Origin of the sequence: Polaribacter irgensii 23-P (assembly GCF_000153225.1) — a bacterium.
In the GTDB taxonomy this organism is placed as follows: domain Bacteria; phylum Bacteroidota; class Bacteroidia; order Flavobacteriales; family Flavobacteriaceae; genus Polaribacter; species Polaribacter irgensii.
Genome location: NZ_CH724148.1, coordinates 2,015,903 through 2,031,512 on the forward strand (window position 1 = coordinate 2,015,903; position 15,610 = coordinate 2,031,512).

The following is a 15,610-nucleotide window of genomic DNA, read 5'->3' on the forward strand; positions in this document are numbered from 1 at the left end:
TTAATAACTTTTTCTAAATTTTTTTTCAACGGAAAAACGGATCAAGTTCATGAAATTTTTGTGTACTCCAAGGGTTGTATCCAAATTTAAATAACTGCTAAATTTCAAAACCTGATCTGATTCGAATTGTAAATCGGGAACAGAAATGTACTTTTCAAAAAGACTGCCTATCGTTTTATAATACAGCTGCTCAAAAGAATTTAAGTGTGTAGGTTTTTCTGAGACATATTCATATCGTTGCACATTGAAAGAATCCAAGACGGCTCCTACATACTCTTTATGGAGAATTTGAGTTGGGTTTACAATATTAAATTCTTGGATTTTTGGGTTTAAAAAAGCGTGTAGGATCGCTTTGGCAACAAAGTCTACAGGAACAATATTCAATCCACTTTTTGTATCTATCCAAATTCTGAAGCGTTCCTTTGATTTATGTGCATACTTCTCTAAAAACATTGCCCAAGAATAGAAGACGTCAAATTTCGGTGTTTCAAAGAACGGAGCATCTAGCAGGCGTCCACAAATGATGCTAGGTCTTAAAATTTGAGAAGTAATTTTTTTTTGTTTGCAAATCTCTTTTACATACAATTCACTTTCATATTTTGATTGCTCATAAGGATTTCTAAAATTATCAACTACACAGTTTTCGATGGCCTCTCCTACTTTTTCAGGCTGAATACCAAAGGAGTATGCCGTACTTATGTATATAAAACGATTTACTTTTTGCGGTAAATTGTCTAAAAGTCTTTTTGTTACTAAATAGTTCTGGGTGTGTACTTTATCTTTAGAGTCCAATGTGTGCAGTAAACTAGTGGATCCAGCACAGTGAATTACTGTATCGAAATCATGTAATTCTAAAGTCTTTTTATCAAGTGTGTCGAGATCACTAGAAATTACTGTGATTTTTTCTAAGCAATTGGCAAGTGTGAAAGCGTTTAAGTATGCTGGGCGCGAAGGAGCTTCTAAAATAGCGATCAAGCGTTGTTGTGCAGATTTTTCATGATCGCGAATGACGACGAAAAGATGTGCTACCGTTTTATCAATAAGAGCGGTGTGCAACCATTCAAATAGAATATGACTTCCAACGATTCCCGTGCCACCTGTTAATAGACAATTCATGATTTTTTTTGTAATATTTGGTAGGTTATTTTTAAACTAAAGATGTCTGCATACGAGACTAAAACCTTAGAATTTTGTTTCAGTATTGCCAAATCTATAAAATTCGTTTGGAGATACTCATGCGCCTTTGTATTCAAATTAATTGGCTATTTATTTTGTGAACTCCAAAGCTTTATCCTTTGTAAAAAGGGAGCTTTATAAGCGTTGCAGGAATTGCTTTCTTTCGTACTTGAATATAAATTTTAGCGCCCACTTTTGCAAATGTAGTAGGCACATAGCCCATTCCAATTCCTTTTTGTAAACATGGGCTCATAGTACCAGAAGTAACGGTTCCAATAGGATTGTCATTTTCATCTACAATGGTATACCCCTGTCTTGGAATGCCTCTCTCATCCAATTCAAATGCTACGAGTTTTCGAGAAGGTTTTTGTGCTTTCTCCTTTGCCAATGCGCTTGCATTAATAAAGTCTTTAGTAAACTTGGTAATCCAGCCTAAACCCGCTTCCATTGGAGATGTGCTGTCGTCAATATCATTGCCATACAAGCAATACCCCATTTCTAAACGCAAGGTATCTCTTGCTGCTAAACCGATAGGTTTAACGCCAAACGACGCACCAGCTTTAAATACTGCATTCCAAATGTGTGTAGCATTCTCATTTTTACAGTAAATTTCAAACCCACCTGCTCCAGTATATCCTGTTGCTGAAATAATTACATCTTCTACCCCTGCAAAATTTCCAATTTTAAACTTGTAAAAAGGAATTTCTGACAAGTTTAGTGTAGCGAGTGATTGCATCGCTGCAATTGCTTTGGGGCCTTGGATAGCCAATAGTGAATAATTGTCAGACACATCTTTTAAATCAGCATGAAAGTCTTTATTGTAGGTAGAAATCCAGTTCCAATCCTTTTCTATATTTGAAGCATTTACGACGAGTAAATATTCGTTTTCTTGCAGTCTATAGCATAGTAAATCATCTACAATACCATCGTCTTCATTCGGAAAACAACTGTATTGCGCGTCGCCAATTTCTAGTTTTGAAGCATCGTTAGACATTACTTTTTGAAGTAGCGCAAGTGCTTGCGCTCCGCTGACTAAAAACTCTCCCATGTGACTTACATCAAATACACCAAGAGCTTCTCGAACCGTTAAATGCTCTGCGGTAACTCCTTCATATTGCACTGGCATATTGTATCCAGCAAAAGGAACCATTTTAGCACCTAGTTTCTCGTGAATTGAATGTAAAGCAATGTTTTTCATGGATATATTTCTTAGAATTTCGGCTAAAATATTGAAAAATTCGCAATAAGCACGCACTAATATTCTGTTAATATTTATAAGTTGAAAATAATTAATACTACATTTGAATTAGTATTAATAAATCAATTGCTATGCGGATTTTTAAATTTCTTATTGTTGCTCTTGTAATGCACAGTGCAAGTAGTTTTTCTCAGATACCTTCAGATTTCCTTTCAAAAGAGTTTCACAAAGACAGACGCGCTGCTTTGCGAGAAAAAATGCCCGCAAATTCTGTTGCGATTATATTTGCAAATTCAGTACGAAATAGGGCAAATGACGTAGATTACGTTTTTCATCAAGACCCTAACTTTTACTACCTAACAGGGTATCGTGAGCCAAATGCAGTTTTAGTTTTATTCTCCGAGACTCAAATAGAGAGCGAAGAGACTTCGTATGATGAAATTTTATATGTACAAAAGCGTGATGTAAAAGCAGAGCAGTGGAATGGAAAGCGTTTGGGAGTTGCGGGAGCGAAAAAAACGTTAGGTTTTGACGTGGCATTAAATGCGGAAGATTTTGTAAAATCAGATATTAATTTTAAAAAGTTTGATCGAATTTTTATTGAAAAATTTGAGAATGATTATAGAAATTCCTCTAAGAATAGCGCAGAAATATATGATTTGGTGTTTTCTTTTAAAGAGAAGGCGGGATACAATCCCAAAAACTTTTTATCACCGATAAAAAAACAGATCTATGAATTGGTAAGAGCTACGTCGATAGAAAACACTGCGAATGTTGCGCAAATAATAGGCAGAGCCCTTGTATATGATCCCTCTTTAAGTGGTGATAAAGATTTGATGCAATTTAAAGAGGCTACAGATGCTAAATTAAAAAAAGAATTGCAAAAACGAATAGTGCTAAAATTAGAAGCGAAAACAAATATTGATATTGGTTTTTTAGCCAAAAACATGGCAACTTTAAGAGAAGTAAAGGCTGCTGAAGAGCTGGTTCTTTTAACGAAAGCCGTTCGGATTTCAGCAATAGGACAAATAGAAGTGATGAAGGCCATGAAGCCACACATGTCTGAAACTGAATTGCAAGGAATACACGAATTTGTTTACAAGAAATACGGTGCGGAATATGAAGGCTATCCTTCCATTGTCGGTGCAGGAAATAATGGTTGTATTTTACATTATATCGAGAACAATAAAACCAATATCGGAAATGAGCTTGTTTTAATGGATTTAGGAGCAGAGTACCGGGGGTATACTGCCGATGTGACGCGAACAATACCTGCAAATGGAACGTTTACAGACGAGCAAAAAGAGATTTATAACCTTGTGTATAATGCACAAGAAGCTGGAATTTCCCTATATACTGTTGGAGAAAGTATGGCAGCACCCAATCAAGCAGCTCGAAAAATAATTAATGCAGGCCTATTAACCTTAGGAATTATAAAAAGTTTGGATGAAAAACATCCTTATTTTCCACACGGTACCTCTCATCATATTGGTTTAGATGTGCACGATCCCGGAAATTACGGTAATTTTGAAGAAAATATGGTAGTAACGATGGAACCTGGTGTTTATATTCCAATAGGAAGTGCTTGTGATGAAAAGTGGTGGGGTATCGGAATCCGTATTGAAGATGATATTTTAGTTACTAAAAAGGATCCAGTTAATTTGTCTGGAGAGGCCCCGAGAACAGTAAAAGCAATCGAAGAGATGATGGCTAAAAAATCGGTTTTAGATGCATTTATATTACCAGACTTAGATAAATAATGGGTAAAACAGCAATTGTATTGGGAGCAACGGGGCTAACTGGAGGCATTCTTTTAGAACATTTAATTGCCGACAGTTCTTACGATAAAATTAAATTATTTTCTCGAAGTTCTGTGGGATCAACTTCTAAAAAAGTAGAAGAGTATCTTGTCGATATGTTGCAGTTAGAATTGCACAGCGTGCAATTTACGGGAGACGAAGTTTTTTGTTGTATCGGCACTACCGCAACGAAAACGCCAGATAAAAAAAGATATAAATTGATTGATTACGGGATTCCCGTAAGTGCTGCAAAGCTTGCCAAACAGAATGGCATTCAAACCTTTATCGTGTTGTCCTCTATGGGGGCAGATAGTAAGAGCACCGTTTTTTATAGCAAAACAAAGGGGGAGATGGAGCGTGATGTACTGCTGCAAAATGTGCGACATACTTTTATTTTAAGACCCTCTTTAATTGGCGGACATCGAAATGAGCATCGTTTAGGTGAAAAAATTGGAAAAGTAGCGATGGGGTTATTAAATCCCTTTCTTACTGGGGAGTTTAAAAAGTACCGTATTATCCATCCAGATAAAATAGTAAAATGCATGAAAATAGTCGCAAGAAATACAGCACATGACGTATTTTTAGATTCACATAAAATTTTAACAATAGCAAATTCTTCAGTATTATGAGTGGACAACAAGTAAATAATCCATTACATGGAATAAAGTTAGCAACCATGTTAGAACAATTATTTCGTGAATATGGGTGGGAAGAATTAGGAGATACTTTAAATATCAATGCGTTTAAAAATAATCCTACCTACAAATCGAGCTTAAAATTTCTTAGAACTACGCCTTGGGCAAGAGAAAAAGTAGAGAATTTTTACTTAAAAAACATGATAGATTAAAAGTCGCGTTTTCTTTGTTGCTTTATCGTTTGTGTACTTCCGTCATGACTCCATCCCGGTGCTGCAAAAGCATACTTAAATTTGTGATACCAGTTGGTAGATTTTTTCATATCTCGCCAGATATCTTTGTATTCATGTGTTAAAATTGTTAGAGGATTGTTGGAATCTGGTGCGTGTGTGACTCCATATTTTATTTCAATAGTTTCATCAAGTTCTTTCCAAGTTCCAAAAATCCGATCAAAAATATTTAGAAATCCGCCATGGTTTTTATCCATGTATGCCGCGTTCTGAGCATGATGCACTTGATGCATGGTGTGGGTGTTCATTATTTTTTCTATAAAACCTAATTTCGGTACGTATACTGTATGCAATTGAAATTGCCACAAAGCTTCAATTCCAAGACAAACGACTAACATTTCAGGAGGAAAACCAATCGCTGGAATCCACATGTAAAAAAAAGGTTTGTACAATACGGTAAACCAACCATTTCTTACAGCGGTCCCTAGATTAAAATTTTGAGAAGAGTGATGCACTACATGGGCAGCCCAAAGAAAACGAATATTATGGTTTTGACGATGGAACCAATAGTAACTAAAGTCGTCTAAAAACTGACATGAAAGCCAAATGTACCAAGCATACCCAAAAGATTCATATCCCATAATATTCATGCGAATTCCACCAACGATCGGATTGAAAAATTCATAAACAAAGTTAAAAAGGACAATAGCGGCGATGGTTTTTGTCAAAGGAGCTAAAATTGCTGAACCAATACCCATGGTCATGCTTGCGGCGAAATCTTTCCAGAAGTATAGCTGTTTTTTTTTAGCTTTTTTAGAATGCTTACTGTAGGCTAATTCTACTAAAATAAGACCTAAAAAACAGGGAACACCATATACAAGTGGGTTTGTAAAATCCATGAATGCGTACGCTTTAAATTTGCACTAATGTAAGATAATAATTTAGGGAATTTTAAATTTTAAGAGATGAGTTTGCGGAACAAAAGTTTCTGAGGTTTTATAAATAAATTATTCACTGATAATCTGTAACACCAATTCTCTTGTCAATTGGGCACCGTTGGCAGTTTTCTTTATGGCTTCAAAAGTAAAAACAAAATCACATCCTAATTTGTAATGAGAACATCCGTAGCCTGTTTTTCCTTTTAGAACTGTTCCTTTGTTACATTTTGGACAGACAATCTTTTCTGCCTGTTGCCGTTCAGAAGTGCTGTCGACTTTTTTTGCAGGGACTTGCTGTTTTGGCTCTAGTTTTAGATTGAAATCTGCGTCAAAACGCAGCAATCCCTCTACCATACCAGAAGTGGTTTTAAATCCTTTTAAATTTGTTGTACAGCCCTTGTCTAATAATCGGATGAGCTGATTTTCAGAAACTTTTTTTCCTAAAACTTCAAAAGAAATCTTGAGTGTACAATTATTTTTATACTCAGAGCAACCGAATGCAGTGGAACCTTTTAATAGTTTCCCTTTCTTACATTTCGGACAAATTTTTCCCTGTACTTCCTTTTTAGATGCTGTAGATGGTTTTATTTTTTGTGCTGTCGATTGCGATGTTGGTTGCACCTTTGCAGTAACGGCAGAAATCCTCTTTTTAGAAGTATTGGAGCGGACTTCTACGACCAGTTCGTCTACCATTTTCTTCATATTATTAATAAAGGTACCCGCATTAAACTCTCCTCTTTCGATTTCCTTTAAACGTTTTTCCCAGCGTCCTGTTAACTCAGCAGACTTTAACAATTCATTGTCAATAATTAGAATTAAGTCAACTCCCGTTTGCGTTGGAACTACTAGTTTTTTCTTACGTTCAATATATTTTCTTCTAAATAAGGTTTCTATGATACTTGCTCTGGTAGAGGGTCTTCCAATACCATTTTCTTTCATGAGCTCACGCATTTCATCATCATCTACTTGCTTTCCAGCAGTTTCCATGGCGCGAAGCAAACTCGCCTCAGTAAAGTTTCGTGGAGGTTTTGTTTCCTTTTCTAGAAAGGAGGGTGCATGCGCTCCACGTTCTCCTTTGATAAAAGAGGGCAATGTGAGTTGTTCATTTGACTCTTTCTTAATTTTACTTTCCGCTGTTTCAAAAGCAACGCGCCAACCTTTGGTAATAATTTCTTTACCAGTGGTTTTAAAAGGCACATCTGCAGCTTTCCCAATAACGGCTGTGTTAGAAACATCAGAGTCTGGATAAAAAGCACCAATAAATCTACGCGTAATAATATCATAGACTTGCTGTTGGTTGTATTGCAAGTTTCCCTGAATTCCTGTCGGAATTATGGCATGGTGATCGGTTACTTTTTTATCATCAAAAACACGATTTGTTTTCTTTATTTTATTTCCTAAAAGAGGCTGTGTTAACTGACTGTAGTTGGTGAGTTTCGCTAAAATTCCCGCAATTTTCGGATATACATCATTGGGTAAAAAGGTGGTATCTACCCTTGGGTACGTAACCACTTTCATCTCGTATAATTTCTGCACCGTCTTTAAGGTTTCATCTGCCGAGAAACCAAATTTAGTATTACAATATACTTGTAAGCCTGTCAAATCAAAAAGTTTTGGGGCATATTCCTTTCCTTTCTTTTTTGTTACGCTTACGATTTCAAAGTCAGACTCTTTTACTTTTGTGGCTAAAACTTGGCCATCTTCCTGTTTTAGAAAACGCCCATCTTCATAATTGAATAGAGTGTCTCTATAGGTAGTTTGAAGTTCCCAGTAGGGCTGTGGTTTAAAATCATTGATTTCCAAATGTCGGTTAACAATCATCGCCAAGGTGGGAGTTTGCACCCTTCCTACGGATAAAACCTGCTTGTAGCCACCAAATTTTACGGTGTACAGGCGGGTAGCATTTAAGCCTAAAAGCCAATCTCCAATAGCTCTTGAATAGCCGGCATAATATAAATTATCGTAATTTGAAGAAGGCTTTAAATTTTTAAACCCTTCTTTAATTGCTTCTTCTGTTAGAGATGAAATCCACAAGCGTTGCACTTCTCCGGTATACTTGCATTGGTTGATTACCCAACGTTGAATAAGTTCTCCTTCGGTTCCAGCATCTCCGCAATTGATGACTACAGAAGCCCTGTCAAATAAAGATTTTACAATATTAAATTGTTTTTTTACTCCAGCGTCTCCTGTAACTTTTGTGTCAAAACGCTCTGGCAGCATCGGTAGATTGTTTAAATCCCAACTCTTCCAATGCGCTTTGTAATCTTTTGGCTCCAACAGCGTGCATAAGTGACCAAAGGTGTAGGTAACAGCATAGCCATTGCCCTCATAAAAACCATCACGTTTTGTGTTGGCTCCTAAAATAGCAGCAATTTCTCTAGCGACACTCGGTTTCTCAGCAATACAAACTTTCATTGGTTATTTTTGCGGACTCGAAAATAAGAAAATAATTTTCAATTGTAAGATAAAGTTCATAAGTAAACCGACTACTTGATTAAAGCGAGTTGTATTCGTTTTCTTGGGAGGTCCACTTCCAAAACCTTTACCATTATTTGTTGTTGCAAAGTAACAATAGCATTCACGTCTTTTACAAAGGTATTTGACAAGTTGGAAACATGAATCAATCCACTTTCTTTCGTTCCAATATCAACAAAACAGCCAAAATTGGTAATGTTATTTACAATTCCAGGCAGCACCTGACCAATTCTTAAATCTGCAATTGTTTTAATGGTAGCGTCAAAAGAAAATACTTTTGCTATCGCTCTTGGATCTGCACCTGGCTTTTCTAGTTCTTTGATGATGTCTTTTAGAGTTACTATACCAATGGTTTCTGAGGTGTATTGTTGCAAAGAAATACGTTGCAATAATGCACTGTTTCCAAAAAAGGTAGAGACACTTATTTTTAGATCTTTTGCCATTTTCTTAACTAAAGAATACATTTCGGGATGAACAGCAGAATTGTCAAGTGGATTTTCTCCATGTTTAATTCGTAAAAATCCAGCAGCTTGCTCAAAGGCTTTTCCTCCCAATCGAGGAATTTTTTTTATGGCCGTTCTCGAAGGAAATGCGCCATTTTCAGTTCTATAAGCTACTATGTTTTCTGCTATTTTTGGTCCGATTCCAGAAACATAACTCAACAAAGACTCACTGGCAGTATTGATGTTTACACCAATTGTGTTTACACAGCTTTCGACAAGAGCATCCAGGGATTTTTTTAACTTTATTTGATCTACGTCGTGCTGATATTGACCAACTCCAATTGATTTGGCATCAATTTTCACCAATTCTGCTAAGGGATCTTGTAGTCTTCTTCCAATAGAAATAGCGCCGCGAACAGTAACATCGTAATTTGGAAATTCCTCTCGTGCAATTTTAGATGCAGAGTATATGGAAGCTCCCGCTTCACTTATCACAAAAACAGCGACTTTATCTTGCAATTGAATTTTTTCCAACAATTGCTCTGTTTCGCGTGAAGCGGTTCCATTACCAACAGCAATCGCCTCAATTTTATGTTTTGCTACTAAAAAATTAATTTTTTTAAGTGCTTCTATAGTTTGGTTTTGAGGTGCATGTGGATAGATGACATCATGATGTAATAATGCTCCTTGTGCATTTAAACATACAATTTTGCAACCAGATTTAAAACCAGGATCAATTGCTAAAACTCTTTTTTCACCCAAAGGAGCGCCCAATAGTAATTGCTTTAGATTTTTAGAAAAGACCAATATTGCATCTAAATCTGCCTTTTCTTTAGCAATGGAGAGTGCTTCATTAGCGAGTGATGGAAATAACAAGCGTTTGTAGGAATCTTGAATTGCCAATTGAATTTGAGGAGTACATGTATTTTGAGAACGAATAATTCGGTTTTCTATTTTTTGAATGGCGTCGTTTTCATCAATGGTTATTTTTACGCGCACAAATCCTTCTTTTTCCGCTCTTAAAATTGCTAAAAAACGATGGGAAGGAATTCGATTTAATGCTTCTTGCCACTCAAAATAATCTTTAAATTTTTGCGCTTTTTCATCATTAATTTTTGTTTTTATTACCTTAGATGAAATGCTGCCAAACCGACTTATTTGATTTCGAAGACTGTTCCGAACATCTGTCCGTTCATTAATCCATTCAGCAATAATAAAACGGGAAGCTTCCAGAGCTTGTGAAGCAGAAAGAATTTCGTTGTTGAGGTATTTTGAAGCGGTGGACTCTAAATTGGCGATCTGTTGTGCCATTATCATTTTAGCTAGCGGTTCTAAGCCTTGCAAACGAGCAGTTTCAGCTTTTGTTTTTCGTTTCTTTTTATAGGGAAGATACACATCTTCTAAGGCAATTAGATCTTTAGTAAGAAGTACTTTGTTGGACAATTCAGCGGTCAATACCCCTTGTTCCTCGAGTGCTTTTGTAATAGCTTTCTTACGTTTTTCTAAAGCTTCAAAAATATCTTTAAACTGCATAATCGCTCCAATTTGTACTTCATCTAAATTTCCTGTTATTTCTTTTCGATATCTTGCAATAAATGGAATGGTTGCGTCTTCATTTAACAACGAGAGTGTGTTTGATATGGATCGTGACGAGAGTCGTGTTTGTTGAATTATATATTGGAGCATTTTTTGTGTTTGTAAGGAATTAAAAATAATTGAAAGGAAATACATTCGTCTTTTTATTTTAAGACAGATTGGCTTTGCACAGAAGTAAATAGGTTAACTGTTATACATTACAATTTTTCCTTTTACTTTTCTTTGCATCCTTTCTTCCAAAGCTTTGGATGTCTCTTTAAGGGGGTATTCATGATGGATGTGTGGCTTTAATGCTACCTTAGAAAACCAATGTAGAAGTTTTATGGTATTTTTATAATTTTTTTTTAGAAAGTGTAGGGTAAAATTTCCCCAGAAAACGCCGACAATCTGACATCCTTTCAACAGCGTTAAGTTCAGTGAAATTTTTGGAATTGTACCAGCCGCAAAACTTACGACAAGCAATTTTCCTTTCCAAGCAGTTGCTCTCAGGGCGTGTTTGGAATAAGGTCCACCAACAAGGTCGAAAATCACATCCGCTCCCTTTCCTTCGATCATTACTTTTACCCTTTTTATTAAATTTTCTTTGGAATAATTGATGGTTAGATCAGCACCATGTTGTTTGCAAAGGGCTAGCTTCTCGTCTTTAGATGCAGCAGCGATTACTTTTGCATCTAGCAATTCCCTCAACGTTACGGCCGCTAAACCAACGCTTACTGAGGATCCTAAAACAATTAAATTTTCTCCTTTTTGTAATTTAGCACGATTTTTCAATGCGTGGAACGAAGTGCTATTGGCCACTAAAAAAGAGCCTGCAACTGAGAAATTAATATTTTTAGACTTTGGAAATAGGGCATTGGATTCCACGATAACTTTTTCGGCAAAACCACCATTTAGTACAAAGCCAAAAACGGCATCTCCAACCTTGTGAGCAATCACATTTTTACCGACTTCTTTTACGATCCCTGCAATATCACTTCCAGAGATACCAGGCAATGTGGGTTGGAGTTGATACAAACCTTGAATCATTAAGGGATCAGGAAAATTGACACTACATGCGGCTGTGCCTGATAAAACTTCATCTTGTATGGGTCTTAAAGGAGCTACTTCTTTGTGTTTTAGCGATGATGGAAGGCCGAATTTCTCACAAACAATTGCTTTCATAGTTTCTCCTTATTCATAGATTAAAGTTTGTATTGATACGTTTCTAAAATACTTTTTCAAAAGCCAATCTTTTATCACCGTAATTGGTGTAAATAACGCCGCAGTATTGATAGCCCAATTTTCTAATCAGGGATTGCATACCAAGATTCTCTTCATGGGTGTCAATTTTTAGACTTTGGATATTTTGTTGGTCCAGTTGCTGGTGAAATTCTTCAAATAACCGAACTGCCAGACCCAACTTTCGGAAGCCTGATTTTATCGCCATCCGGTGAATTACTCCATAAACTGTATTTTCGTCTACCATCCATTTGCCGGCAATTATTTCATATGTGGGTTCTTTCCTAGTGGTAAACATCGCTGTAGCAACTACCTGACTTTGCGTGTTTAAAAGAACATAGCTTTCTCTATTTTCGATGTCATTTTCAACTTGCGCTGTGTTTGGATACCCATTTTGCCATTGTTCAATTTTTTGGTCAGCTAAATATGCTTTTGCATCCGCGATAATAGCCATGATATCTGGAATGTCGTTAAAAGTGGAATGTCTAATCTGCATTGAGAATTTTTAAATAAAAAAAGCCACGAACTCACAAAATTATTGGGTGTGAATGCGTGGCTAAATTTAGTATATTCTTTTTAAGCAGGAATTGCTTCTTCGCTATTTTTTTTAATTATTGAAAAGTCAACAACTTCTTGATTGTGCAAAATATCTTGAATTGTTTGTCGCTTTCTAATTAAGTAATCCTCTCCTCGATGCACCATGACTTCGGCAGGTAAGTAGCGAGAATTGTAGTTGGATGCCATGGAAAAACAATAGGCTCCTGCGTTGTGGAAACACAATACGTCTTCTTCTGAGATTTCTGAAATTCTTCTGTTAGATCCAAAAGTGTCTGTTTCACAGATATAACCAACCACAGAATAATAGCGATCTCTTCCTTCTGTATTAGAAATGTTTGTAATGTGGTGATAGGAATCATACATCATAGGTCTTACCAGGTGGTTAAAGCCAGAATCTACATGTGCAAAAACCGTAGATGTGGTTTGTTTTACAACATTTACTTTTGCAAGAAAAACACCCGCTTCAGAAACTAAAAATTTTCCAGGTTCAAACATCAACGTAATTTCTTTTCCGTATTCCACACAAAAATCATTGAACCGCTCTGACAATTGCAATCCTAATTGTTCAATATCTGTAGAGATATCACCCTCTTTATAAGGTACTTTAAAGCCACTCCCAAAATCGATAAAATCAATGTTTTCAAATTGTTTTGCGACATCAAATAAAATTTCTGTCGCCCGCAAGAAAGTATCAATGTCTAAGATATCCGATCCTGTGTGCATGTGAATTCCATTGATGTTCATTCCCGTGTTTTCCACTACTCTTTTTATGTGGGGCACTTGATGAATTGAGATACCAAATTTAGAATCGATATGTCCTACAGATATTTTTGAATTTCCACCTGCCATAATGTGTGGATTTATTCGCACACAGACAGGGATTTTTGGATGTTTTTGTCCAAACAACTCCAAGATAGAAAGGTTGTCTATATTAATCTGTACTCCTAACTTGGCAACTTCTTCAATCTCCGTTAAAGAAACTCCGTTAGGCGTAAATATTATCTTTTTAGGATCGATTCCCGTTGTTAAGCCCAACTGCACTTCTTGGATAGACACGGTGTCTAAACCCGCACCAATACCCTGTAGAAATTTCAAAATATTAATGTTTGAAAGTGCTTTTACAGCATAATTTAATTTTAAATTTTTAACAGTACTAAAGGCATTTGTTAAGCGATTGTATTGTGCTTCAATTTTATCTGTATCGTATACATATAAAGGGCTACCGTATTTGGTTGCAAGTTCTAAAAGTTGTGTTCTTTCCAAGGGGTGTTGATTTATTTTAAACAAAAGTAGTTTAATTGTTGGGCATTCTTTTATTTGTTTAAAAATATAACATATTGTTTTATTTTGTGGTTTTTATCTATAAATAGCACAATAAAAAGTTGAAATCCTGTTGATAACTAATTTTCACATGTATTTTATTTTTGTGCGTTTAATGGTATTTTAGCAAGGCTTCAAACCGAATAACAGTCCCATTTTTCATGAGTCAAGAAACTAAATATACAGAAGATAATATCAGGTCATTAGATTGGAAAGAGCACATTAGAATGCGTCCGGGAATGTACATTGGTAAATTAGGAGATGGCTCTTCTGCCGACGATGGAATCTATATTTTAGTCAAAGAAGTTTTAGACAATTCTATTGACGAATACGTGATGGGTGCTGGTAAAAATATTGAAATTTCGATACAAGGGAGCAAGGTAACTGTTCGTGATTTTGGTCGTGGAATTCCTTTAGGAAAAGTTGTAGACGTCGTATCTAAAATGAATACCGGAGGAAAATACGATTCTAAGGCTTTTAAAAAATCTGTAGGATTAAATGGGGTAGGGACCAAGGCTGTGAATGCGCTTTCGTCTTTTTTTAGAGTGGAGTCTTCCCGAGATGGAAAATCAGCTTCAGCAGAATTCAGTCAAGGAAATTTAGAGCAACAAGATTTTTTAGAGGAAAGTTCTCGGAGGAAAGGAACCAAAGTATCTTTTATTCCAGATGAGGAGATCTTTAAGAAATACAAATTCAGAAATGAATACGTAGCAAAAATGCTAAAGTATTATGTGTATTTGAATCCGGGGTTGACCATAATTTTTAATGGAGAAAAGTTTTTTTCAGAAAATGGATTGAAAGATTTATTGGAAGATAACAACCACCAAGAGGATATGTTATACCCAATAATTCATTTGAAAGGAGACGATATTGAGGTAGCGATAACACATAGTAAAACACAATATTCAGAAGAATATCATTCTTTCGTAAACGGACAACATACAACACAAGGAGGAACGCATCAAACGGCTTTTAGAGAAGCGATTGTAAAAACAATTCGAGAATTTTACGGAAAGAATTTTGAGGCTTCAGACGTTCGGAAATCCATTATTTCTGCTATTGCCATAAAGGTCATGGAGCCCATTTTTGAAAGTCAGACAAAAACAAAGTTAGGCTCAACAGACATGGGGGGAAAGCTGCCTACGGTTAGAACCTATATCAATGATTTTTTAAAGACCAAGTTAGATAACTATTTGCATAAAAACCCTGCTGTATCGGATATGTTGCAGCGGAAAATAATGCAGGCAGAGAAAGAACGAAAAGAACTTTCGGGAATACGAAAGTTAGCAAAAGACAGAGCGAAAAAATCCAGTTTGCACAATAAGAAATTAAGAGACTGTAGAATACACTTGGGAGATATCAAAAAGGAAAACTATTTAGAAACTACCTTGTTTATTACAGAAGGAGATTCTGCTTCTGGATCGATTACCAAATCGAGAAATGTAAATACGCAAGCCGTTTTTAGCTTGAAAGGAAAGCCCTTGAATTCTTTTGGTTTGAGTAAGAAAATTGTGTACGAAAATGAGGAGTTTAATCTGTTACAAGCTGCTTTAAATATCGAAGATGGTATTGAAGATTTGCGGTATAACAACATTGTAATCGCCACGGATGCAGATGTTGATGGAATGCACATTCGCTTGCTACTCATCACTTTTTTTCTGCAATTTTTTCCAGAGCTAATTAAAGAAGGACATTTATACATTTTAGAAACGCCACTGTTTAGAGTCCGAAATAAAAAGCAAACTTTTTATTGTTATTCTCAGGAAGAAAAGAATGCTGCAATTGCAAAATTAAAAGGAAAGCCAGAGATTACCAGGTTTAAAGGTTTGGGAGAGATTTCTCCAAATGAATTTGTTCATTTTATTGGAGACGATATTCGATTAGACCCCGTGATGTTAGATAAGGAAATGTCTATCGAGCAGATGCTAGAATTTTATATGGGAAAAAATACTCCTGATAGACAAAAGTTTATCATTGAAAATTTAAAGGTAGAGTTGGATACTATTGAAGATGAAGTATAGACT

The 15,610-nt window shown here is 35.9% G+C and carries 12 protein-coding genes; 4 read left to right on the top strand and 8 right to left on the bottom strand.

Translation table 11 applies throughout. From position 1 onward, the window contains the following. Together PI23P_RS09035 and gcvT are read right to left on the bottom strand one after the other, a co-directional pair. Positions 1-1,116 (bottom strand): SDR family oxidoreductase, encoded by a 1,116-nt coding sequence (locus tag PI23P_RS09035; RefSeq protein ID WP_004570508.1) that lies wholly within the window; start codon positions 1,114-1,116, stop codon positions 1-3. A gap of 172 nt (positions 1,117-1,288) precedes the next feature. After that, positions 1,289-2,374 carry a glycine cleavage system aminomethyltransferase GcvT gene (gene gcvT, locus PI23P_RS09040; RefSeq protein WP_004570510.1) on the bottom strand — a complete coding sequence of 362 codons (1,086 nt, stop codon included), beginning with the start codon at positions 2,372-2,374 and terminating at the stop codon, positions 1,289-1,291. A 131-nt stretch (positions 2,375-2,505) separates the two neighbouring features. On the opposite strand from gcvT, the gene PI23P_RS09045 reads away from it, so the two are divergent. From PI23P_RS09045 to PI23P_RS09055, 3 genes are read left to right on the top strand one after another with little or no spacing between them, the layout of a single operon-like run. Next, the gene (locus PI23P_RS09045) at positions 2,506-4,134 is read left to right on the top strand and encodes an aminopeptidase P N-terminal domain-containing protein (RefSeq protein ID WP_004570511.1); all 1,629 of its coding nucleotides are present in this window, start codon (positions 2,506-2,508) and stop codon (positions 4,132-4,134) included. After that, positions 4,134-4,802, top strand: a complete 669-nt coding sequence (locus PI23P_RS09050) for an NAD(P)H-binding protein (protein ID WP_004570512.1) — start codon at positions 4,134-4,136, stop codon at positions 4,800-4,802. The genes PI23P_RS09045 and PI23P_RS09050 overlap by 1 nt, the downstream gene beginning before the upstream one ends. Beyond that, positions 4,799-5,020 carry a VF530 family protein gene (locus PI23P_RS09055; RefSeq protein ID WP_004570513.1) on the top strand — a complete coding sequence of 74 codons (222 nt, stop codon included), beginning with the start codon at positions 4,799-4,801 and terminating at the stop codon, positions 5,018-5,020. Before PI23P_RS09050 ends, PI23P_RS09055 begins: the two co-directional genes overlap by 4 nt. On the opposite strand, the gene PI23P_RS09060 is transcribed toward PI23P_RS09055, so the two are convergent. From PI23P_RS09060 to lysA, 6 genes are all read right to left on the bottom strand, one after another. Beyond that, positions 5,017-5,937 carry a sterol desaturase family protein gene (locus PI23P_RS09060; RefSeq protein ID WP_004570514.1) on the bottom strand — a complete coding sequence of 307 codons (921 nt, stop codon included), beginning with the start codon at positions 5,935-5,937 and terminating at the stop codon, positions 5,017-5,019. The two genes, PI23P_RS09055 and PI23P_RS09060, sit on opposite strands and share 4 nt — an antisense overlap. 108 nt (positions 5,938-6,045) lie before the next feature. Beyond that, complete coding sequence (locus PI23P_RS09065; RefSeq protein WP_004570515.1) at positions 6,046-8,391, bottom strand: type IA DNA topoisomerase; 2,346 nt, start codon at positions 8,389-8,391, stop codon at positions 6,046-6,048. A gap of 71 nt (positions 8,392-8,462) precedes the next feature. Then, entirely contained in the window at positions 8,463-10,580 is a 2,118-nt protein-coding gene (locus PI23P_RS09070; RefSeq protein WP_026288369.1) for a Tex family protein, read from the bottom strand. 93 nt (positions 10,581-10,673) lie between these two features. Then, positions 10,674-11,651, bottom strand: a complete 978-nt coding sequence (locus PI23P_RS09075) for an NADPH:quinone oxidoreductase family protein (protein ID WP_004570517.1) — start codon at positions 11,649-11,651, stop codon at positions 10,674-10,676. Between the two features lie 43 nt (positions 11,652-11,694). After that, complete coding sequence (locus PI23P_RS09080) at positions 11,695-12,204, bottom strand: GNAT family N-acetyltransferase (RefSeq protein ID WP_004570518.1); 510 nt, start codon at positions 12,202-12,204, stop codon at positions 11,695-11,697. An 80-nt stretch (positions 12,205-12,284) separates the two neighbouring features. Beyond that, positions 12,285-13,529, bottom strand: a complete 1,245-nt coding sequence (gene lysA / locus PI23P_RS09085; protein ID WP_018941844.1) for a diaminopimelate decarboxylase — start codon at positions 13,527-13,529, stop codon at positions 12,285-12,287. Between the two features lie 218 nt (positions 13,530-13,747). Here lysA and PI23P_RS09090 point away from each other — a divergent pair, with 218 nt between their 5' ends. Further along, on the top strand, positions 13,748-15,607 hold the full coding sequence (locus PI23P_RS09090; protein ID WP_004570520.1) for a DNA topoisomerase IV subunit B: 1,860 nt from the start codon (positions 13,748-13,750) through the stop codon (positions 15,605-15,607). Positions 15,608-15,610: the final 3 nt, after the last annotated feature.